Origin of the sequence: Acinetobacter sp. WC-743 (assembly GCF_000335555.1) — a bacterium.
Taxonomy (GTDB): Bacteria; Pseudomonadota; Gammaproteobacteria; order Pseudomonadales; family Moraxellaceae; genus Acinetobacter; species Acinetobacter bereziniae.
In genome coordinates, this window is record NZ_AMFQ01000097.1 from 34,905 (window position 1) to 56,681 (window position 21,777).

25 protein-coding genes and 2 pseudogenes are annotated in these 21,777 nt (G+C 36.1%); 12 read left to right on the forward strand and 15 right to left on the reverse strand.

Annotated elements, in window-relative coordinates:
• Window positions 1–21 precede the first annotated feature (21 nt).
• Together ACINWC743_RS13790 and ACINWC743_RS13795 are read right to left on the reverse strand one after the other, a co-directional pair.
• Window positions 22–342, reverse strand: a complete 321-nt coding sequence (locus ACINWC743_RS13790; protein ID WP_005033495.1) for a low molecular weight protein tyrosine phosphatase family protein — start codon at window positions 340–342, stop codon at window positions 22–24.
• A complete protein-coding gene (locus tag ACINWC743_RS13795) occupies window positions 339–596 on the reverse strand; it encodes a hypothetical protein (RefSeq protein ID WP_005033493.1) in 258 nt (85 codons plus the stop codon). Before ACINWC743_RS13795 ends, ACINWC743_RS13790 begins: the two co-directional genes overlap by 4 nt.
• A 175-nt stretch (window positions 597–771) precedes the next feature.
• Here ACINWC743_RS13795 and ACINWC743_RS13800 point away from each other — a divergent pair, with 175 nt between their 5' ends.
• Complete coding sequence (locus tag ACINWC743_RS13800) at window positions 772–1,017, forward strand: hypothetical protein (RefSeq protein WP_004829903.1); 246 nt, start codon at window positions 772–774, stop codon at window positions 1,015–1,017.
• Window positions 1,018–1,045: 28 nt separating this feature from the next.
• Here ACINWC743_RS13800 and ACINWC743_RS13805 read toward each other — a convergent pair whose 3' ends face one another.
• Window positions 1,046–2,293, reverse strand: coding sequence for a TPM domain-containing protein (locus ACINWC743_RS13805; protein ID WP_227510933.1), 1,248 nt, complete (start codon window positions 2,291–2,293; stop codon window positions 1,046–1,048).
• 224 nt (window positions 2,294–2,517) lie between these two features.
• Here ACINWC743_RS13805 and ACINWC743_RS13810 point away from each other — a divergent pair, with 224 nt between their 5' ends.
• The gene (locus ACINWC743_RS13810; RefSeq protein WP_035301192.1) at window positions 2,518–3,693 is read left to right on the forward strand and encodes a PQQ-dependent sugar dehydrogenase; all 1,176 of its coding nucleotides are present in this window, start codon (window positions 2,518–2,520) and stop codon (window positions 3,691–3,693) included.
• Window positions 3,694–4,518: 825 nt separating this feature from the next.
• Here the strand turns inward: ACINWC743_RS13810 and ACINWC743_RS25310 are convergent.
• From ACINWC743_RS25310 to ACINWC743_RS13830, 4 genes and pseudogenes are all read right to left on the reverse strand, one after another.
• Window positions 4,519–4,989: pseudogene (locus ACINWC743_RS25310) on the reverse strand (TPM domain-containing protein); the annotation flags it as partial.
• Window positions 4,990–5,105: 116 nt separating this feature from the next.
• On the reverse strand, window positions 5,106–5,600 hold the full coding sequence (locus ACINWC743_RS13820) for a hypothetical protein (RefSeq protein WP_009585953.1): 495 nt from the start codon (window positions 5,598–5,600) through the stop codon (window positions 5,106–5,108).
• A gap of 2 nt (window positions 5,601–5,602) precedes the next feature.
• Window positions 5,603–5,947 (reverse strand): hypothetical protein, encoded by a 345-nt coding sequence (locus ACINWC743_RS13825; protein ID WP_009585918.1) that lies wholly within the window; start codon window positions 5,945–5,947, stop codon window positions 5,603–5,605.
• Between the two features lie 275 nt (window positions 5,948–6,222).
• The gene (locus ACINWC743_RS13830) at window positions 6,223–6,945 is read right to left on the reverse strand and encodes a YgfZ/GcvT domain-containing protein (protein ID WP_009585863.1); all 723 of its coding nucleotides are present in this window, start codon (window positions 6,943–6,945) and stop codon (window positions 6,223–6,225) included.
• A 238-nt stretch (window positions 6,946–7,183) separates the two neighbouring features.
• Here ACINWC743_RS13830 and acnD point away from each other — a divergent pair, with 238 nt between their 5' ends.
• The 9 genes from acnD (at window position 7,184) to ACINWC743_RS13865 (ending at window position 15,819) form a co-directional block, all read left to right on the forward strand.
• A complete protein-coding gene (gene acnD / locus ACINWC743_RS13835) occupies window positions 7,184–9,790 on the forward strand; it encodes a Fe/S-dependent 2-methylisocitrate dehydratase AcnD (protein WP_009585899.1) in 2,607 nt (868 codons plus the stop codon).
• A 170-nt stretch (window positions 9,791–9,960) separates the two neighbouring features.
• Window positions 9,961–10,107: a hypothetical protein gene (locus tag ACINWC743_RS24495; protein WP_009585890.1), complete on the forward strand. Its 147-nt coding sequence runs from the start codon at window positions 9,961–9,963 to the stop codon at window positions 10,105–10,107.
• A gap of 170 nt (window positions 10,108–10,277) precedes the next feature.
• Complete coding sequence (locus ACINWC743_RS23945) at window positions 10,278–10,421, forward strand: zinc ribbon-containing protein (RefSeq protein WP_004829882.1); 144 nt, start codon at window positions 10,278–10,280, stop codon at window positions 10,419–10,421.
• A 121-nt stretch (window positions 10,422–10,542) separates the two neighbouring features.
• The gene (locus ACINWC743_RS13840) at window positions 10,543–11,121 is read left to right on the forward strand and encodes a DUF4126 domain-containing protein (RefSeq protein ID WP_035301207.1); all 579 of its coding nucleotides are present in this window, start codon (window positions 10,543–10,545) and stop codon (window positions 11,119–11,121) included.
• Between the two features lie 190 nt (window positions 11,122–11,311).
• Window positions 11,312–11,524, forward strand: coding sequence for a hypothetical protein (locus ACINWC743_RS13845; protein WP_080972000.1), 213 nt, complete (start codon window positions 11,312–11,314; stop codon window positions 11,522–11,524).
• Between the two features lie 369 nt (window positions 11,525–11,893).
• Entirely contained in the window at window positions 11,894–12,343 is a 450-nt protein-coding gene (locus ACINWC743_RS13850; RefSeq protein ID WP_009585975.1) for a hypothetical protein, read from the forward strand.
• A 260-nt stretch (window positions 12,344–12,603) separates the two neighbouring features.
• Entirely contained in the window at window positions 12,604–13,041 is a 438-nt protein-coding gene (locus tag ACINWC743_RS13855) for a hypothetical protein (protein ID WP_035301195.1), read from the forward strand.
• A gap of 613 nt (window positions 13,042–13,654) precedes the next feature.
• Complete coding sequence (locus ACINWC743_RS13860; RefSeq protein ID WP_009585966.1) at window positions 13,655–14,356, forward strand: DUF1003 domain-containing protein; 702 nt, start codon at window positions 13,655–13,657, stop codon at window positions 14,354–14,356.
• Window positions 14,357–14,970: 614 nt separating this feature from the next.
• Window positions 14,971–15,819, forward strand: coding sequence for a GGDEF domain-containing protein (locus ACINWC743_RS13865; RefSeq protein WP_009585955.1), 849 nt, complete (start codon window positions 14,971–14,973; stop codon window positions 15,817–15,819).
• Window positions 15,820–15,863: 44 nt separating this feature from the next.
• Here the strand turns inward: ACINWC743_RS13865 and ACINWC743_RS13870 are convergent, their stop codons facing one another.
• The 6 genes from ACINWC743_RS13870 to ACINWC743_RS13895 all read right to left on the reverse strand — a co-directional run bounded on the left by ACINWC743_RS13870 (window position 15,864) and on the right by ACINWC743_RS13895 (window position 20,062).
• Complete coding sequence (locus tag ACINWC743_RS13870) at window positions 15,864–16,277, reverse strand: roadblock/LC7 domain-containing protein (RefSeq protein ID WP_004829867.1); 414 nt, start codon at window positions 16,275–16,277, stop codon at window positions 15,864–15,866.
• 17 nt (window positions 16,278–16,294) lie between these two features.
• Window positions 16,295–16,828, reverse strand: a complete 534-nt coding sequence (locus ACINWC743_RS13875) for a GTP-binding protein (RefSeq protein WP_009585978.1) — start codon at window positions 16,826–16,828, stop codon at window positions 16,295–16,297.
• A 14-nt stretch (window positions 16,829–16,842) separates the two neighbouring features.
• Window positions 16,843–17,811, reverse strand: a complete 969-nt coding sequence (locus ACINWC743_RS13880) for a hypothetical protein (RefSeq protein WP_009585911.1) — start codon at window positions 17,809–17,811, stop codon at window positions 16,843–16,845.
• 455 nt (window positions 17,812–18,266) lie between these two features.
• Window positions 18,267–18,926 carry a hypothetical protein gene (locus ACINWC743_RS13885; protein ID WP_009585933.1) on the reverse strand — a complete coding sequence of 220 codons (660 nt, stop codon included), beginning with the start codon at window positions 18,924–18,926 and terminating at the stop codon, window positions 18,267–18,269.
• Between the two features lie 15 nt (window positions 18,927–18,941).
• Entirely contained in the window at window positions 18,942–19,382 is a 441-nt protein-coding gene (locus ACINWC743_RS13890) for a ClpXP protease specificity-enhancing factor (protein WP_004829860.1), read from the reverse strand.
• Window positions 19,383–19,408: 26 nt separating this feature from the next.
• Entirely contained in the window at window positions 19,409–20,062 is a 654-nt protein-coding gene (locus ACINWC743_RS13895; RefSeq protein ID WP_009585973.1) for a glutathione S-transferase N-terminal domain-containing protein, read from the reverse strand.
• Window positions 20,063–20,231: 169 nt separating this feature from the next.
• On the opposite strand from ACINWC743_RS13895, the pseudogene ACINWC743_RS13900 reads away from it, so the two are divergent.
• A pseudogene (locus ACINWC743_RS13900) lies at window positions 20,232–20,549 on the forward strand (hypothetical protein); the annotation flags it as partial.
• Window positions 20,550–20,736: 187 nt separating this feature from the next.
• Here ACINWC743_RS13900 and rpsI read toward each other — a convergent pair.
• Both rpsI and rplM read right to left on the reverse strand, forming a co-directional pair.
• On the reverse strand, window positions 20,737–21,123 hold the full coding sequence (rpsI, locus tag ACINWC743_RS13905) for a 30S ribosomal protein S9 (protein ID WP_004829853.1): 387 nt from the start codon (window positions 21,121–21,123) through the stop codon (window positions 20,737–20,739).
• Window positions 21,124–21,135: 12 nt separating this feature from the next.
• A complete protein-coding gene (gene rplM / locus ACINWC743_RS13910) occupies window positions 21,136–21,564 on the reverse strand; it encodes a 50S ribosomal protein L13 (protein WP_004829852.1) in 429 nt (142 codons plus the stop codon).
• Between the last annotated feature and the right edge of the window lie 213 nt (window positions 21,565–21,777).

Sequence of the window (21,777 nt, forward strand, 5' to 3'; positions counted from 1 at the left end):
CTTGTAGCACTATATTTTCATTTAAGGCAAATAAGGCAACATGCTCTCTTTCAAAAGCTCGATTAATGCTTCATCCATGTAGGGATATTCATCCGGAATGTCCAAAACAATCACTTTTTTGTGTTGTAGTGGTTGAGGGAATTTTTCTTTGATGTTTTGTTTGTGCTTTTGCTCCATCACAAAAATCATATCTGCCCAAGCGATATCTTTGAGAGAGATCGTATGTTTGGCATGTTTGCTTGTTCCAGCAGAACGAGTTGCAATGCCATAGCCCACTGCAAAGATACGCTCAGCAGTGGGACTACGCCATTGATTACGACTACATATAAAAAGGCTGTTCAATCAGCGATCATCCAAAACTCATATTGTGCTTGTTTTCGTCTTTTTGCCGAGGAAACACGCGGGTATTCAATCCCAAGTTGTTTGGAGCGAGATCTTTTGAGTGATCTATTCCAAAGCATTTTCCAGTCTTTTTCAGGTTTCCACAGGGTTGAGGTATGTCTACAATCTCGACCACGATGTAAAAAATTGACTTTACGTCTCCATGCGCGGTTTCTGTTTATATCGTTTGCAAATAATTGTGATGTAATGTCCATAGGATAAAACTCATGAGTTGATCGGGTTCAGCAGCCGCGATAACACATGATGGAATTATTTTATAAGTATTTATTGATCCAGACAAGTTGTAAGTATGTGCTGATCAGCACTTTGAACAGACTTAAATGAATTGAAACGTTATAATTGTCATTCAATTGAAGTGATGAGAAAACCATGTTTATTAAAGCGATTAAGCGTAATTATGACAAAATTAGTCAGGACGAAAGTATTGCTGACGAAGACAAGATTGATGCGCTGCTGATCAAGTTAGGTGGTGAGTTTCTTGTGAGTCAAGATGATCGTGTCTATTGCTTTGAAAAAGACGGTTTAACTGCAAAATTTGATGCAAAACATGCCCGTGCTTTTCATTTTAAGGAATATGTCTGTAAGGACATGAATAAACTGTTTCATGGTTTTTAAATAGAATTTAGCCGCTCAGGCTTAACGGTTACCAAGAGCCTGATGCGCCTCCACCCCCTGAACTACCTCCAGAACTTCTACTGCTACCCGATGATGAACTGGAGCTAGAGGAAGATGAGCTACTGCTTGATGAACTAGAAGAAGAACTCGAAGAAGATGAGGATCGTGTAAACTTTGAGGGGATTATTTTAAACCATTCTTGATATTCAGCAGGATAATAATGTTGATAAGGCTTGGCTATCGAATAAATGAGTGTCCAAATCAAAAGCAAGATGAATGGACAGAAAATAAAAAACATCAATACGGGAATCCAACTGTTTGGCAGAAGAAATGCCAATATAATTGGAATACCGATCAATAAAACAGCATATTTCTTTGGAATCTTTTCAGGTAAAGTCGATAATTTCATCAGTTTATAGATATTTTGATAATGATTAAATTTAGCGACTAGCCAAAGGACGAAAACGTACAAGCCAAAAAGCAAAAAGAAATTTAGTCCTGTAACAATCCAACAAAATAGATGGTGAATAGGCAAAAATACGATTAAAAATAAAGGAATTCCTTTGATTCGAATTTGCTGTTTTTTAAACGTTTGATAAATTGGCGAAAAATAGATGACTAAAATACAACTCACCATAATATTCCAAATAAAAACAATGAAATAGTTGATAAAGTGCTTTGATGGTTGGTCTAAGTGTATGACATACGGACTTTCTTGCTGTGGCGTAGCATAATGATATGTGCTTTGCGGTGTCGTATAAGGAGTAGATTTTTGTTCAACGTCGTGAAGTTTGGGTATGTCTATGATTAAGTTGGGTAATTGACCAAGTTCATTCTGTGCGAGTGCGATACCTGTATAGTATTCATCATTTTTAAAATGCGGTGCGAGAATATTTCGAATAATGCGACCAGATTGTATATCTGTTAGATCACCCTCTAAACCATAGCCAACCTCAATTCGCATTTTTCGATCATCTTTGGCGATCAGTAACAACACGCCATTATCTTGTCGAATATTACCGATTTTGATGGTGTTAAAAATATCATTTGCCACATGCTCGATTGAATCGCCACTTAAAGTGGAAATCATTAATATCTTAAGGTCGATATTTTTTTGTTTAAAAATAACTTCATTGTTCTGCTTGAGCTTTTCAATCTCAGCGGTAGTTAATGTTTGCGTGGTATCTAAAATATTGTGTTTTTTTAATTCTTCTAAAAGTTGTGGAGTTAGGGCATGACAGGTAATACTGAGTAATAGACTCAGTGTTAAGAGCATGAACTGTTGATAAATTACTTTGTTGAATAGATACATCTTTTATAGTTTTTAAGTTGTTGAACTCATTCTAAATGCTGAGGAGTGAGAGTGAAAGAATTTTTACAAATGAATGAAGAGTCCATTTGAATCTTCTCAAAAGCATTTGATTATGTATTCATCATTTAAATTGTATAATATCAAAAAAGAAGTTGTTTCTTCATAAGATGAACTGAGAAGTATCAAAAATGAACAAAATACTGTCAATCTTATTATTATGTTTAATTTGTCCAATGACAGTTTTAGCTCAACAGCCAAAGCTAGTAGCACATCAAATCAATTTGAAAAATGGAAAGCGCTTTTCTTTAAATTTACCGGCAAATTTTGAAATTATTCCTGCTGCTGAGGGCTTAAAACGAGTCCGCTTTTTTACAAAAGCCCCTGATGGGAGAATGTTTGTCACCGATATGCATGATTTGTCTGATAATAAAAAAGGCATCATCTATATTTTGGATCAATGGAATGCTGAAACAGGTCGATTTGGCAAAATAATTCCTTATATGACTGGTTTGAAAAATCCAAATTCGATTCAGTTTTATACAGATGATACAGGGCAAGATTGGTTATATTTAGCTGAAACTGACCAACTCACTCGACGTAAGTTTACCCAAGGTGAAACCAAACCCACGGCTAAAGCTGAAGTTTTAGCTACTTTTCCAGACTATGGCTTAAGCTACAAATATGGTGGTTGGCATCTAACACGGACAATTGCTGTAGGGGGCAATGGAAAAATTTATGTTTCAGTTGGCTCTAGTTGCAATGCATGTGTTGAAAAAGAAAAAGTTCGAGCAACAGTTTTAGAAATGAACCCAGATGGTTCTGAACAAAAGATTTTTGCCCAAGGTTTACGTAATGCAGTGGGTTTAAAATGGATAGGTAAAGTTTTATTTGCCACCAATCAGGGGGCAGACCATTTAGGTAAAAATAAGCCTGATGAAACTTTTTATGCCCTTAAACGTGATGCTGATTATGGTTGGCCTTCATGCTATTCGTCGAATGGTAAAATTTTTGCTGATGCAAAATTCAAACGTTCAAGTGGCTGTAAAAATGTATTAACACCTTACGCCTATTTCCCTACGCATTCATCTGCACTTGGCTTTGATTATTTTGATCATCCTAATACGGATGACAGTATCAAAAATTCTTTTTTGGTCGCTTTACATGGTTCTACAGATGCCTCAATTGGTCATGGCTACAAAATTGCGATTATGCGTAAAGGGCAAAAACTTGAGACTTTCATGGATGGTTTTTTAGTGGGAAAAAATGTCTATGGTCGACCTGCTGATATTTATCGAGTTGATGAAAATTCATTTTATTTCTCCGATGACAAAGGCGGTGTAATTTATTATGTGAGGAGGAAATAATCTTCCTCCATCACATGTTAAGGACCTTGACACTTACCATGAACCTGATGCACCACCACCACCTGAACTGCCGCCTGAATCTCGTTCATCATTGGATGATGAACTGCTGCTGGAGGATGAACTGCTACTTGAAGATGAATCTTGATGACTATCAAAGGATGAATGATGATTTGAGGAGTAATTATTGTCTGAATTGGAGTTTTTCCGTAGTGCCTGAACTCTTTCAAAAGCCTCCTCGCGTGCCTGTTGTCGCTCTTTTTCTCTGAGATATTGATTGTAGTAAGTTGTTAAATATTGATTTTCATTGCGATGTTTGAAGCGATACAAAAACTGTAGATAACGTAAAAAGATTAAAATTAAGCAGATAGTTAAACATTTCAACAGAAAAACTGCAGTTGCAGGGATGAAATCAACTAGATAGAAAATACCTAATCCAAAGATTGAAAAAATTTGAAGCGGCAGGCTATACAAAATGCATTTCAACATTTTATGGCTTTGATCTTTAGGTATGAAGACTGCAATTAAAAATGGTGCGTATACTGGAATAAGCGCACTCAAAAAGAAGCCTAAATTAGCAAGATTTAAATAAGAAAAAATCAATAGATGAATAAATATCTCTACCACAAAAAAAGCGACAAAGGCTGCTAATCCGCCTCCAGTCCCCAGTTTGACAACCAATTTGGTATAAACCCAATACATTGGAATACAAAGCAAAATAGAAAGAAACAGGTAACCATAAAAGCTGAGATTGAAAACAATTTCTGGGTGTTTTGTGGTGACCTCTCTCAATGAAATATTTTGATTGAAAAGCGTTTTCTGGGTTTGAGAAAGACCTTGATAATAATCATTATTTTTAAAATTTGGTGCAAGGGTATTTCGAATCATTCGCCCCATTTGCACATCTGTCAAATCACCTTCTAGACCATAGCCAACTTCAAAGCGCATTTTTCGGTCATCTTTAGACACGACAAGCAACATGCCATTATTAAGTTCTGAATTGCCTATTTTAATTTGATTAAAGACTTGTTCAGCATATTGTTCTATTGATGTATCTCCAATCGTAGGGATCATTAATATTTTCAAATCAATATTTTTCTGCTGATAAAGCTGTCTATTTTGATTTTTTAATGCTTCGATTTGATTGTTGTCTAGGGTAGAAGTCGTATCAACAATATGCTGTTGTTTGAGTTGCTGTAACAGTTCAGGCGATAGCGCATGACTACAGATACTTAAGATACTGACTAGAAGTAATACGATGATTCTTTGAGATGTCATGGTTTGAAGGTATCTATTCATTTTGTTGTATTAAAATTGAGATTAATCTCATTCAGTTTATTCAATGATCAATATATTTCGATAATTGAAGTAGGGGGGAAATTGTTTAAGCTAAATTTTTTTCTATGGATACATATCTAACGTCTGAAAGGTGATAATGAAATATTTTGTGCCTTAGCTAAATTTAAAAAACGTAAGAAAATAAAAAATTCTATTAAATTAATACCAATACGCCAAAATTGTTCGTTAAAAATTCTTAGCGTTGTATTGTACAAGACGAATACATCAAATCCAGCTCCATTTGCACCAAAGCCAGTTTCGAAATAAATAAACAAACCTGAGGTAATTTTGGGAATATAGGCAATCAAAGGTGTATAAAATGCTGGAATTAAACTTAAAGAAATCCAAAACAAGATTTTTAAACCTGTTTGTCTTTTGTCCCAATATTGAAGTGCACCAAACAACATAAAAACCAGTTGAATGTAAATTAAGACATATAAGATGAATACTAAAATATGAAAGGTATTGGTAAAGAGTTGATAGGTAATCAAGCCCAATCCAATGATGGCAGAAATACCATAATATAAAGCGATAAGTTTGTATTTAGGATCGTTAAATTCTAAATTATTCATTTTCATTTTTCCTCTAATGGAATTTGTGTGTTATTTAATATTTTTCTAAATCGATAAAACATAAAAATTTCAATAAAATTAAGACCAAACCCCCAAGGACTATCACCATTTAAGGTAATGGTCGTGTTGTACCCTGCGTGTAGTTTTAAGGTAGAAAAAAATGATGTATCTGTCCATTCAACGAAAAATCCAAATATGATGGCAATATTGGGGATATATAAAAATAACGGTGTGCTTAATAAGAAAATTAAACTAAAACTGATCCATTTTAATATTTTAAGTCCTATAATATTCAATTGCCAATATTGATAAGCAGCGTAGAGTGTAATGATCAGTTGAGTCAACATCAATCCATAAATCATTTTGGAGAATAAGTTGATGTTATTAAAATCAATGAGATAAATTAATATACATATCGCAAAAATTGAAAATCCACCATAATATAAGGCAATAAATTTATGTTTGGAGTCCTGGAAACTCTGATTCATAGTTATAAAAAAGATAAATTAATATAATGATTTTTATCATTTTATAATAAATTAAAAGATTTTTTAAGTGTGATTTTAATGAAATAGCATAAAGATAACGTTATCAACGCTATCTTTATATAAAAATTAAATACTTACTGTGGTCTAGCAACATCACCACTCAAATGCTCAGGTAGAGCTAAAACAGTCACGCCCAACTCTTCTAGAGCATCAGGACGGGCAACCACAAGTGCAATATAGCCATTTTCAAAAGCTGCACTGTTCACGACTTGAACGCCCTTATTTAGTTGTTCAGCAGGAGCAGGGACTTCACCAGTACCCTGAATAAGATGTAACCAAGCCTTAGGTTTTGCTTTAAACCAAAGACGCGCAATTACTTCCTGACCAAGATAACAGCCTTTGTCATAATTGATACCTTCACGTTGATGTAGGCGTAATTCTTGAGGTTGAAACAAACCGTCAGTCACTTTATTAATATAGGCTTGACCATTTTGAATTGCTGAAATTTCCCACGCTGCAATATCAGTTTCAATGGCAGAAAAGTCAGTTGTAGAACCATTGAGTATTGGAAAAACATGCCCAACCAACTCAAGTTTCATTTTAGAAAAAGCACCATATTTTTTGATGTGCTGAGCAAATTCTTCAGCTTGATCTTGCGTGGTCACAATTTCTAAATGTTCAGGATTAATCTTTTTTAACCACAAGCCAAAATGAATTCGACCTTTCAAATCGCAGATAGCCGTATATTGACTAATATTTTCAGCTAAATTTTCAACATTTACAGTAACTTGACCTTGTAAGAACTTGACCGCATCAACACCGATTAAGGTAAAAGAGGAGAAAGCTAGATCGCTCATGAATTGCTCGCTTGTCTTAAATCTAATACTAAAGAATTAATCTTATTTTCCGCTATTTTTCAAAAAAAAGCAGTTTTAGTGAAAATATTTTAATGAAGTTGTTACTAAATATTTCTAAAACCCCTGTTTTTATATCTAAGCTTATGAAATATAAACGATTTGGGAAATGGGTTTTCGACAGTGTACTATGCCAAGCATTAGACACGCAGTACAAAACGATGCAAGAGGCACAAACGCAATGAATAAAAATTATCGTAAACCCCTGCAAGGTACCCAGCTCGAATACTTCGATGTGCGTCAAGCCGTAGAAGACATCCAGCAAGGCGCATATGCAAAACTTCCATACACATCAAAAGTATTGGCTGAACAATTGGTACGCCGTTGTGATCCAGCCATTCTCGAACAGTCACTCAAAGAATTAATCCATCGTAAGCAAGATCACGATTTCCCATGGTATCCCGCACGTGTCGTGTGTCATGACATTCTTGGACAAACAGCATTGGTAGACCTTGCCGGTTTACGTGATGCGATTGCAGACCAAGGTGGTGATCCAGCAAAAGTGAATCCTGTCGTTCCAACCCAGTTGATTGTTGACCACTCTTTGGCAGTGGAATACGGTGGTTTTGACCCAGATGCTTTTGAGAAAAACCGTGCTGTAGAGGACCGTCGTAACGAAGACCGTTTTCACTTTATCGAGTGGACCAAAACTGCGTTTGAAAATGTCGATGTTATCCCAGCAGGTAACGGCATCATGCATCAAATCAACTTGGAGAAAATGTCTCCAGTGATTCAAAATCGTGAAGGTCTTGCTTTTCCTGATACCTGTGTCGGTACCGATTCACATACACCGCATACCGATGCACTCGGCGTAATTTCTGTAGGTGTTGGTGGTTTGGAAGCCGAAAATGTCATGCTTGGTCGCGCATCTTGGATGCGTTTACCTGACATTATTGGTGTAGAGCTGGTTGGGCAACGCAAAGCAGGCATTACGGCAACAGATATCGTTTTAGCGTTAACCGAGTTTTTGCGTAAAGAGCGTGTGGTTGGTGCCTATTTAGAATTTTTTGGTGAAGGTGCGGACAGCATGTCAGTTGGAGATCGTGCAACGATTTCAAACATGACGCCTGAGTATGGTGCAACTGCGGCAATGTTCTACATTGACCAGAACACCATTGATTATTTAACGCTGACAGGTCGTGAAGCGGATCAAATCAAATTGGTTGAAACCTATGCCAAAGAAATCGGTCTTTGGGCATCGGATATGAAACAAGCGGAATATCCACGTGTACTGCGTTTTGATCTTTCTACTGTAACACGTAATATTGCAGGTCCATCGAACCCACATGCCCGTGTATCAACAGCAGACCTCAAAGAAAAAGGGATTGCAGGTGTTGTTGAAAACCGTACTGATGGCTTAATGCCAGATGGTGCAATCATTATTGCTGCGATTACGTCTTGTACCAATACTTCTAATCCACGTAATACGGTTGCCGCAGGTTTATTGGCACGTAAAGCAAATGAATTGGGTTTAACACGTAAACCATGGGTGAAATCATCATTTGCACCAGGTTCTAAAGCAGCAGCTTTATACCTTGAAGAAGCAGGTGTAATGGATGATTTAGAGAAACTGGGCTTTGGGATCGTGGCGTATGCATGTACGACCTGTAATGGTATGTCAGGTGCTTTAGATCCAAAGATTCAGCAAGAAATTATCGATCGTGATTTATATGCGACTGCGGTACTTTCTGGTAACCGTAACTTTGATGGTCGTATTCACCCTTATGCTAAACAAGCATTCTTGGCTTCACCACCATTGGTTGTGGCTTATGCAATTGCAGGGACAATTCGTTTTGATATCGAAACCGATGCATTGGGGAATGATAAAGATGGCAATCCAATTTATTTAAAAGACATTTGGCCATCGGATGCTGAAATCGATGCTTTAGTGAAAGAGTCAGTAAAACCTGAGCAGTTCCGCAAAGTCTACATTCCAATGTTTGACTTAGGTGTGGCTGAAAAGTCTGAAAGCCCACTATATGATTGGCGTCCGCAAAGTACTTATATTCGTCGCCCACCATATTGGGAAGGCGCGCTTGCTGCGCCACGAACACTATCGAATATGCGCCCACTGGCAATTTTACCTGACAACATTACCACGGATCATTTATCGCCATCGAATGCCATCATGATGGATTCTGCTGCGGGTGAGTACCTGCATAAAATGGGTGTACCTGAAGAAGATTTTAACTCTTATGCAACGCATCGTGGTGATCATTTGACTGCGCAACGTGCAACATTTGCCAATCCAAAATTGTTTAATGAAATGGTGGTTCGTTCTGACGGTACGATTAAACAGGGTTCTAAAGCACGTGTTGAACCTGAAGGCGAAGTGATGCGTATGTGGGAAGCGATTGAGACTTATATGAATCGTAAGCAACCACTGATCATCATTGCAGGTAAAGATTATGGTCAAGGCTCAAGCCGTGACTGGGCTGCAAAAGGTGTTCGTCTTGCTGGGGTTGAAGCGATTGTTGCTGAAGGTTTTGAGCGTATTCACCGTACCAATCTTGTGGGCATGGGTGTTTTACCACTTGAGTTTAAAGCAGGTACAGATCGTAAAACTTTAAAGCTTGATGGTACTGAGCTTTATAGTGTGATCGGTAATATTGCACCACGTACAGATTTAACTTTGGTGATTGAGCGTGCAACGGCTGACGGTAAGAGTGAAATCATTGAAGTTCCTGTAACTTGTCGTCTGGATACTGAAGAAGAAGTACATGTGTATGAGGCGGGTGGTGTTTTACAACGCTTTGCACAGGATTTCTTGGAAGGTCAAGTGGCTTGATTTAATTACATTTCTTAATCCTCAACTCCCTCCTTCGAAAAAGGAGGGAGTTTTCAGCATTTCAAAAGTGAGTATTACTTTGTATGTGGGTGAGATTAAAGAATGAAGTCATTGATAAGGTTTAAAAAATATCCTACTGTTAAGTAGGATATTTATTTTTAGGAAGGAAAATGATTTTATTCACAGAAAATGATCCTGAAAATTCATATAAATCAATGATGGTTGAACATTTTTTAAATGTATTGTCACAAATGCCAGATGATTTTTATGAGGAAGATAGAACTGATGAACCACCTCAAGAAAGAGAAACAATTTAATTAATTTGTGTATTCTAATTTATGGAAAGTCGTTAACAAGAAAAATCGTATTACTTTTTGAAATCATTTCTTGCAAAAATGACACCATCATTTTTTAAAATAGACAGTAGACATACATTAAAATTTGACTATACTTTATTCACCATTTCTAAAACCTATGGAGAACAAAAATGGTTACTGCTGGTCAAAAACCTGGAACAGGCTTCTATTTTTGTGTCCAATGTGGACATCGCGTTTACTTAGAAATTGGTACAGATCGTTTACCTCCGTGTACCAAATGCCTTGGCAATCAATTCAACAACAAGAATGCCTAAGCAGCACCAACAAAACAGCTACTCGCAGTTTTAAGAAAAAGCCCTATCATCCAATAGGGCTTTTTTGTTAATTTAATAAAAAGTTTAAAAATATAATGAAAATACAGGCAGAAATATCATGATCGAAACACTTCTTAGCTTATGTATAGGCGTAGGTTTAAGCGCAGCCTGCGGTTTTCGTGTATTTGTTCCACTCTTGGTGATGAGCATTGCATCATTGATGGGATGGTTTGAACCAATGAAAGGTTTTGAGTGGTTAGCAATACCCTCTGTGTGTATAGGCTTGGCTGTTGCAACTGTCTGTGAGATTGGTGCGTATTATATTCCTTGGGTAGACAATGCCTTAGATACCATTGCCACACCTGCGGCAATGGTGGCAGGAACACTGACCACCATGGCGGTGAGTAGTGGTGAAATGTCACAGTTTGCCAGTTGGGCGGCTGCAATTATTGTAGGGGGAGGAACAGCAACAGCAGTACAAATGGGAACAGTTGCAGTTCGGGGATTATCCACAGCAACCACAGGTGGTATCGCAAATCCTGTCGTGTCTACAGGTGAATGGATTGGAGCAATTGTCGTTTCAGTATTATCGCTCATTGTCCCCGTTTTGGTGGTGATTGTTGGAATTCTCTTGGTGGTTATTGCCATCCGTTGGATTAAAAGAAAAAGACAAGAAAGTACAAATCATTCAACCGTTTAAAGATAAACATGATAATTAAAAGACTTATAAAAATTAAATACTTAGATTGATTGTGGAAAATCAATAAGAACAAAAAATAAAAAGATTGATTTTTATACAATAAAGGCATATTTTTATTATGGAATTAATAAAGGCATAATTTAATTATGGATTTATTCGTTTATTTTACGAATAAATAGGGGGAAACTTTATGATGGACAAATTTATTATCAATCAAAATCCGCAAGCCAATGGGGTGCATGAAGTACATAATGCTACTCAAGGTTGTAATTATTTACCCCATATCACTCAGCAAAATCTCTTAGGATTTTTTGCGACCAGTGATTTGGCGCTAAAGCGTGCAAAGATGAATTGGCCAAGAGAAAAAATTAAAGTTTGTATACACTGTTGTTCAGAGGCTTAGAATTTGAAATAAATTCTGCATCCATGTTGGAGCATTACACAACTGCCGCATGGATGCTTTGATTTCGCTATAAAAATATGATGTAGATTCATCATTTAATACAATGAAAGGAAAGGAGAATACCTTCAAAATAGGTGTTTGCTTGAGATTTATTATCCTCAAATTAGAAAGGATATTTAAATGTTAGATATTCATTTTTAGTTCAAACAACATTTTATGGACTGCTTCAAATTTTAGATGAATTGTTGTGATCCATGTTGTATTGAAAATAATCAATTTAAAAAAATAATGATAATAGCTGTTTTAAAACAACGATATAAATGCTATTAATTAATCATAATATCAACATCACATGGATAGGTGAGAACAATGAGAAAGTTCGATGTCGAAATCAGTTTGCCTGCGCAAGCAGTGGAATCATTTGAAGCTGAAGATATAGAACAGATTCGGACAAAATTTTATGCGATTAACTGGCGTCGTTTATTTCTGACTCAACTTCAAGCTGCTGATTCCGACATCTCATTTGCAGTACAAGATACAGAAACAGAATTATATTTGCATATACAGTTAAATACGCAATCGAGTAAAGCTGAGCCTGTCTTCCAAATTGACAGTAATATTCAATTGACTGTAGAAAGTAAGGAGTTTTTAGGATTCTTAACACGCAAAAAGAAATACGATGTGGTGTATAAGAATTTGAATCAAACACAGGTTTCAGAACAACTTAGTCTGTTTTTAAATGGGCAAATTGATGCAATGACAGAACAGTATAGACAACTGATACACAAAAAAATGTTGCAAGAGCATCGTTTAGCCTAATTTTAGATTTACGAAATCTACAAAAATCAGGAAGTCAAAGCTTCCTGATTTTTTTCAATTGCTCTAAATGCAAATACTTAAATAATTAACCAATGAGTAAAATAAACTTGGTGCATGTAAAAAATAAAAAAAGTGAATTTTTTCACAATTTACATTTAAAAATAAATAACTTAGTTTTAAAAGTATGATCTGGTTCTCTATGTTTTTTGAAGAGTATTGTTACACTACAAAAAGATTTTAAGTGTATGCGTTTTAGAGTAATGAGCAATTTTGAAATTCACATTCAGTATCCAAATCATACCAGTGAGCATGATATGGAACGGTTCAGCAATCTTGAGATTGCAGAAGTACTGACGAAATTTGAAAGCATCAGTTGGCGACGCCAACGCGTTTTACAATTGCAATTAGAGGGTCTCAGTACGATGTTCAAGGTGATTCATCCTATATCCAATGAATTTTTGACCATAACGCTGAATGCTTATGCTAAAACAGAAGATTTCGAGTTCAAGGTAGAAAGTAATATTACGTTGATTATTCCGCAGCGTGAGTTATTCGGATTAATGACACGTAAGAATAAAGCGCTATTTGCCATCAAGCAGAGTACACTTGAGCAGATTAAGACAAGTTTAACAGCGTTCTTAAATCAGGATAGAGCCACTTTAGAAGACATTTTCACTCAAGTTAAACAAGCTCATTAAGAAAATCAGTATTCAACTGAAAGCATGTTTACATATAACTAAAAAAGTAATGTTGCTGTGTTGGGGCGGAAATGCAAATTTAGAAATTAAATTTGCATTTTTTCTCTAATTCATGCAATAAAAAATCATTTAATTAACCGAGTTGGGAAATTTTTTTTATATTGATTGTTTTAAAGAAAAAATTTCCTGAAAAAGACAAAAATCAATCTATCTTAGGAAAATAATCCCGAAGCAATTTGATTAATATTGTTTTCAAGGATGTAAGGGATCGAAAAGAGCAGATTGCTACCAGTTGCGTATAACGTGCGTGTAGTACTTACCCACAAGGTCTCGATTCGGCTTAGGACGCTATAGATCAAAAGTTTATAGGCAATAGGGTTAAAACTTACAAAGTTTTAATAGTTGAAGTAAACCACAGTTGTTTTCCCGCTCATCCAAAAAATTCAATAAAAATATTTACCTAAAATATTTCATCAAATAAATCTATTGAACTTTGTTTCTTATATCAGAAAAAACATCTAACCAAGATACTCTTCATACACAAAGCCACTCAAATATAATCTATGCTTGGTCTTAATCAGGGATTAAAAAGAACCACGATAAGAGTAGCGTTATGAACGAAAAACTTGAGAATCATATTTGCTTTGTGTGTAAAAAGAGTTTTTCCCATCGTGATGTGGTTCCAATGGGTACCATTCGCAAAGTGATTACAGAAGAAATTGCACGAGATTTCCCAGACTGGTCTGCACAAGATTATATTTGTAGAGCTGATTTAACCAAGTACCGTATGCAATATGTGCAATCTCTATTGCAATCTGAACAAGGCGAAGTATCGAGTTTAGCTTATGAAGTGCTCAACAGCATGCAACAGCACGAACTAATCACCAAGAATACTGAAAATCAACTCGACGAAAACTGGACTTTGGGAGAACGTTTAGCAGATAAGATTGCAACTTTTGGAGGAAGTTGGGCTTTTCTAATTTGTTTTAGCTTGTTCTTGGCAATCTGGATTATTGTAAATACTGTGGTAATGGTCAAACAGCCTGCAGACCCTTATCCTTTTATTTTACTTAATCTTATTTTATCTTGCTTGGCGGCTGTGCAAGCCCCCATTATTATGATGAGTCAAAATCGTCAAGAAGCTAAAGATCGTCTACGTTCGCAAAATGATTATCAAGTCAATTTAAAAGCTGAACTCGAAATTCGACATTTACATGAAAAAATAGACCATTTGTTGATGCACCAATGGGATAAATTGGCAAAAATTCAGGAAATCCAATTGGACTTGTTGTCAGAAATGAATAAGAAAAAATAGTTTAGCGTTATTGATGTATGTGAGAGCTGAACAGAAAGGATTTCTATTTTTTTTTATACTTAGACAGAGAGAAAAGTAGAATTAAATAAAATACCATATAAAAATTCTTTAATCTCGTACTTTGACGGGAATTTTTTTTAAATTCTGCTGAAAAGACCTCATCTTAGGAAAATAATCCTGAACAGCTTTGGTTATTATGGTTTGCAAGGGTGATCAGGGATCGAAAAGAGTAGATTGCTACCAGTAACGTACAACGTGCGTGTAGTACTTACCCACAAGGTCTTGATTCGGCTTAGGACGCTATAAACCAAAAGTTTATAGGCAATAGAGTTAAAACTTATCTAGTTTTAATGCGTTGAAGTAAACCATCAGTTGTTTTCCCTAACACCCAAAGATTTCTATTTTATAACAGTATTTATCCTCCTATATATCACTTTACTTTTATTACTATTTTAACTACAGCTAAGTAAATAGTCTCTGTTTTTTGTTTTAAGGAATTTAATTAAATTTATTTAAAACATTGGCTTATCGAAGATTTGTTGAGTTTTTGCTTTGCTAGATTTTTTAATTAATCTATACGATAATGAAATAATAACACAAAGGATTGTGATCATATGATTAAACAGTTGGAAACGTATTTATTTATGAGTTCGATTGTTGTTCGGCGTGCTACTTTACTTTTGATCATTATAGTTTTAGGAATCATTGATCTCTCAACGGGCTATGAATATTCTTTTGCTGTTTTTTATTTAATTCCAGTTTCGATTGCCGCATGGTATGACCATAAGTATGTTGTCATCATTGCCGTAATTTTATCTGGACTCACATGGTTATATGCCGATTATAGTGCAGGGCATGAGTACACCAATTCGATTATTCCTTTCTGGAATGCTTGTGTGCGACTGGGTTTCTTTAGTGTTGTAGCGATTTTATTACGTAGAATAAAAATCAATTTAAATGAAATGACGCTTATGGCGATGAAAGATGCCTTAACCTCATTGAATAATACACGGGCGTTTAATTTAGCCTATCAGGCATTAAAAAAGCGACATAGTAAAACAGAACAAACATTTGCTGTTGGTCTAATTGATTTAGATGGTTTCAAAACTGTAAATGATACTTACGGGCACAGTAAAGGGGATGATGTCCTAGTCGAGTTTGCGCAGGTGTTAAAATCGACCACACGCCATTCTGATGTCGTTGCGCGTATGGGCGGTGATGAATTTATTGTGATCTTACAAGATATTGATCTAAACGCCATTGAAGACTACGAAAAACGTTTAAGAAAAAGCTTTTTGTTAAGTGGATTAAAACAGCAGTTCGGTATTGATTTTAGTATGGGGATTCGTACTTATGATGAATTACCTGAAAATATTGACGAGGCTACTCATCAGGCAGATCTACTGATGTATCAGTCTAAAGTACATGGTAAATCGCAAACCACTATTGATGCGAAACCTTAACGGGAATTACCGAACAGTTTAACCAAGATGGGTTAGCCCTCTTGCTATGATTGATCTTGTTGGATAATGGCTTGGCTGGCTTCTTTTAAGTGATAAAGCAATTGTCCGAGTAGTACCTCTTTACTGCTTAATGTGACGATGAGCATAGGATGCTTGGTGCATGGTACAGCTGTTAATACGGCTTTGCCATTCTCAGCATCTAAAGTAATACTTTGACAGCCAATCAAATTAATTTCAGATAAAAATGCACTGACCATCGCTAAAATGGAACTACTCACCGCTGCTAGTTTACTGGAGTGAAATTGATAGCGTTTACTCACAGAAGCTAATTCAAAACCATCACTTGAACAAATCATAATGAATTCAATATGATTGACATGGTTGAGTACTTCTTGGATTTGTTGTTTAGCAAATGCAACCAATGCTTCTGGTGCTGCCCGTTGCTCTGGTAAATTCATACGCACCTCTTGATTGGTTATAAGTATTTAATTTCCAATGCTGTAATCAATGTTTCTAAGAGCAACAGTACATCTGCTTTCTTTCTTGTATCGATAAAGAAAACAGGAAAGTTGAGTTGCCGTTCTAACAACCATTGTCGATATTGGTGAGTCGGTTTAGCCAAATCATCATCGATATGGGTGATACCAATTACAATGTTGTCGCCGTATTGTTTAAAGGTGTTGATGTAATAGTCCAACTCTTCCAAAGGTGTCTGTAAACTATGGTCAATCAATAGGATTGTGCCAATAGCCCCTTTACAAATCACTCCCCACATAAAGTCGAAACGCCCTTGACCAGGTGTTCCATAAAGCCCAACTTTATTGCCATCATCAAGTGTGACTTCTCCATAGTCGATTCCTACTGTGGTATTGAGTTTTTTGTGGCTATGTTCATCCGTATTAAAGGCTTCTGTTGCCAATACAGGAACCTCTGAGAGCGATTTAATCGCTTCGGTTTTTCCTGCCCCCATCGAACCTGCAAAAACAATTTTGTATTTTTGAATAATCATCGCGTATCTATCCCTTAAAACTTAAATTTACTCTTTAATTTGTTAAAAAAGCTTTTTAAGATTCCTTTATTTTCAGTGTGTTGTTCTTCGCTCTGTGTTTTGTCGAACTGGCTGTCTTTTGCTGAAATGATCTCCGCATTATGAATGGCTAGATTGGCTGCTACAAAATGCTGAACAGTTGCAACAGGAATATTGAGTTTATCTGCAACATGATGAATTTGTGCACCATAGATAAAGCAAGCGGTGAGTTGTAATAACAGTTTCTTATCGAGTTGATTGGGTTGAACCCAAAACTTCAAACGATAATATTTGTCAGCCGCAGGTACAGTAATGAGTTGTGGATTTTTCCAAATCAAATTAAATAACCAGTCTTCTAAATTGAACTGGCGTTTACGTGAAACCTTAATAAAGTCGGAGGTGAGAGCTGCTGTATAATGTATTGAAAGGTCTGTCTGATACTCATCACGTGTCGCCTCAAGCCAAGCCAAATGTGCATGGTGGTCTATAATGGCAATAGTTCCTAAATGATCACTGAGAATGACTTTGCGGCTGTCCTGTGTATAGAGATCAGTAAAGAAATCAATTTCTTTAATTTCAAGTTGAGTTTCATTGTCGTCTACAGACAGATCTAAACTGGTTACAGGTGAATCTGCTTGCTGAAGTAATTTGACATTGACCCAATCTTTAAGCGTACATTCATCATAAATTGGGATGCAAAGTAAGTTATCTTGAGCACTTTCTGTGTGTTCACTGTGTTTTGATATTTTTAAATAAGGAATATTTTTATTTTGAATAATATTTTGAATATTATCATTTTCAAAAAACTGCTCATTGATCAAAATACAGTTGATATTTTGATCTGAAACACTTGTCCAATTTATACCAATATGAGTTGGTAAAATTTTTCGCAGCCTGATTTTAAGATCATCTGAGGTGGTTAAACCTAAGCCTGAAATTGCGATATTGATACATTGATTGTTCATAATATCACTTATCTGAGATTAAAAGATTAAAGTGTGTAATACATTTTAACAGTCATCATGTGTTTAAATTAACGCTAGATTTATTCTTTTCCAGTTAAAACATTTTTTAATGTTTAAATGTATAGCATTTAGTCGTTTTATTTATTTCGGTTTTATCCTCCTTTGTAAATTGTTAATTTTATTTAAAGTTTAGAGAATTTCATCGCTTTAACTTAACACTAGTTATTATTGAAAATCTATCTTAAACACGAAGAATTTTTTAAATGATTTTTATCAATAGAAGATTAACTTAAAAGTTTTTAGGGTTTTGATTATTATTGTGTATATTTAATCATTTATAATTTTATTATTGTGATATTTATCACTTGTAATAATTAAATAAACTTAAATATTTTTTACATGAAAAAAAGCGATCATTTAGATCGCTTTTAATAAATTTAGATTATCAATACCATTTAAGCAAAAACTTTGCTGACAGCTTCAAAAAGAATATAGAGCACCACAAGTGCGACTACAGGTTCAGCAACTTTTGCCCAAGTTGGTTGAACTGTTTCAACAACAGTAACTTCTGGGTGGTCTACATGCGTATCAGTAGTTTGAACATTGACCATTTGATTAAACTCCTTCATGGTTTCATCCAATGATATCTCTTCTTGCACTGTAGGTTGAGAGCCAATCAGTTCGGTTAGTTCATTTGTTGACCAAACCCAATCTTTTGCTTGACCCGATAAATGTTCAATTTGCCCAATCACCAGTTCTCTTAAACCTCTTTTTCCCAAACTTCCTGCAGTGTCTAACTGTTTTAATTCAGCAAATTGTAGTTCAAGGATTTCAGTTGTTGCTGATTCAAGCATTGTTTGCTCTAAATCAGATTTGTTCTGTGGTGATGTTGTGAGATGTCGTGCAATTTCTTGACTATATAGATGATCTTGCGAAAGAATCTCCTGATAAAGTGCATCATCGTCCTTACGCCACAGGCTAATAATCTTGCCTAAAGTGAGCGCATTGATTTCTTCAATATGTGCAGTTCGTTCAACAGCTTGTAGTTGTGATAATAGCTGAGGCTTTTGAATCTTTATCTGCTCAGCAAAGTATTGTACGAGATCAAAAGCCATTCAGTTCTCCTTGTTCTATTCTAAAATGCGTAAGCTCGATTTTTTCTTTGGCGCATCAGTCGTGATTTCTGTTTCATCGCTTTTGTTTGATTTTAAAGCATCTTCTTCGATTTGCACATTGGCATATTCGTCAGGATCAAAGAATAAACCTTGTCCATTTTCACGCGCATACAGTCCCAATACCGCATTCATGGGGATATAAAGATCTTTCGATGCGCCACTAAAACGCGCAGAGAAAGTAATTGCATCGTTACTCATATTTAACATATGAACTGAATGTGGTGCTAGATTAAGAACAATTTGCCCATCTTGTACAAATTGTTGCGGAACATCGGTATAAGGTTGTGTCGCATCAACAAGTAAATAAGGGGTTAAATTGTTATCGCAAATCCATTCATATATTGCACGTGCAAGGTATGGTCGAGTTGGGGTTAAGTTCAATTCTGGTTCAGACATTAGAAAATACTCTATTGTTTTGCGATCTAGGGTTTTGCCAAAAGTTCACTATATCGGCTTTTTTCTTGAAAGGTCATCGACTTCAAAAAAGCGGGTCGGCTAAAAATCCGTTGGCAATATAGTAAAATTGGACGGCATTGCTGTTTAGGCAGCTCAATTCCCATATGTTTTAACCGTACGAAAATTGGGGCTAACATACAATCTAAAATTGTAAAGTTATCAGACATAAAATACGGATAGTGCTGAAAAAGTGGTGTTAAAGATATTAAAGTATCTTTCAGTTGTTGCTGAGCTTTTTTCTTTTCTGCTGCGTTGAGTGTATCTGGGTGGCGGAGCATAGTGTCTGCAAGCTTAAACCAATCTTGCTCAAAACGCCAAATATACTGTCTTTGTTCTGCGCGTGGGGCAGGTGCATCGGCATACAGCTTATTTTGCCGATAACGATCATCTAGGTATTCAGAAATGATATGGGTTTTAAACAATTTCAAATCGTTTTCAATCAACATCGGCAGTTGATTGTATGGATTAAGGCTTGCTAAGTCTTCATCATCTTCCTCAACGATTATTAAAGTGTGTTTAATTTGCTTTTCTGCAAGCAGAAATCTGATCCAATGTGAACGAAAGTCATCCTCGTGGCTATACAACGTAATCCCTTGTTGAGGCGCATTTTCGACTGACATATTCCAAAAACTAGAAAAAATGAATAGACTAGGATACTAAAAATAGGCAATAAAATCACCTTAACTTTAATAAGCTTACGGTATGCGCTGAATTTAAATCAATATAAGGTCTGGGTCATTCATGAATTTAATAAATAATAGCAGTAAGTTGCTTCTTGCTGTTTTTCTTATGATGAATCTTTCAAATACATATGCAAAGAAACAAATCGTAGATGCTCAAGTGCAGGAAGCGGCTGCTGAAGCTATGGAAGCTGCCGGAGCTGAAACTACTGTGGCTAGTGACGAAGAAGCCGCATGTCGTGCTGATGATGCTTGTGATGTTGCATCTGCTGTTTCAGAGGATGAAAGGTACGGTGGAATCGAACAGGAATATGTTGTTAAGGGTTGTAAGGTCACGATTTACAATGATGGACCTGTAAAAATGGTCAATGTAAAGACCAATAAGCCATGTGATGCACCGATTCCGAAAGATCATAAGTTTTCTAAGGAAACTCGAACTTATCAGGAAAATGGCTGTACGATCACAGAATCAAAATATGCCGATGGGATTGCCGATGCTGTCATGGACTGTTCTAAACGAGATACAACAAAATAACTTTGAAACTTTGAATAGTTTTAACCCATAAAAAAACCTCGGCAAATGCCGAGGTTTTTTGTCCGATTCGGTAAACGAATTAACGTTTAGAGAATTGAGGACGTTTACGTGCTTTACGTAAACCAAGTTTCTTACGTTCAACTTCACGAGCATCACGAGTAACGAAACCAGCTTGACGAAGAGCAGGTTTTAAAGTTTCGTCAGAAGCGATCAACGCACGAGTAATACCGTGACGGATAGCGCCAGCTTGACCACCGATACCACCACCAGCAACAGTGATGTAAAGGTCATACTTTTCAGTTACGTCTAAAAGCTCAAGCGGTTGACGAACAACCATACGAGCAGTTTCACGACCGAAGTACTGTTCAAGAGTACGATTATTGATTACGAGTTTACCAGTACCAGCTGATAGGAAAACACGTGCAGTTGCGGTCTTACGGCGACCTGTACCATAGTTAGTAGCCATGTGCTGTATCCCTTAGATGTCCAAAACTTGTGGCTGTTGAGCAGTATGAGGATGCTCAGTACCAGCGTACACTTTCATTTTCTTGATCATTGCATAACCAAGAGGACCTTTTGGCAACATGCCTTTTACAGCACGTTCGAAGATTTCTTCTGGTTTGTGAGCAACTAATTTTTCGAAATTAGTTTCACGAATACCACCAGGGAAACCAGTGTGGCGATAGTATTTCTTATCAAGTGATTTGTTACCAGTCACTTGAACTTGCTCTGCATTGATCACAACGATGTAGTCACCAGTGTCAACGTGAGGCGTATAAGAAGTTTTGTGTTTACCGCGTAAACGACGAGCGATTTCAGTCGCAAGGCGACCTAAAGTTTTGCCAGAAGCATCAACAACGTACCAGTCGTGTTGAACTTCAGCAGGCTTAGCGCTGAGAGTTTTCATTAAACCACTACCTATTATAGTTGGTTTGGACTATGGAATCTGTCCAAACAAAAAGGAGAGCAAATTCTAGCTGAAATGAGATAGATTCACAATCGAAATATTGAATTTCAAGCGCATTATTATATTGAGTGTTGTTAAAAAAAGCAAAGCTTCTTTTTACCTTAAATACTGAGGTATATTTTGTGATTGGAATTGTAAAGAAATTGATCAATA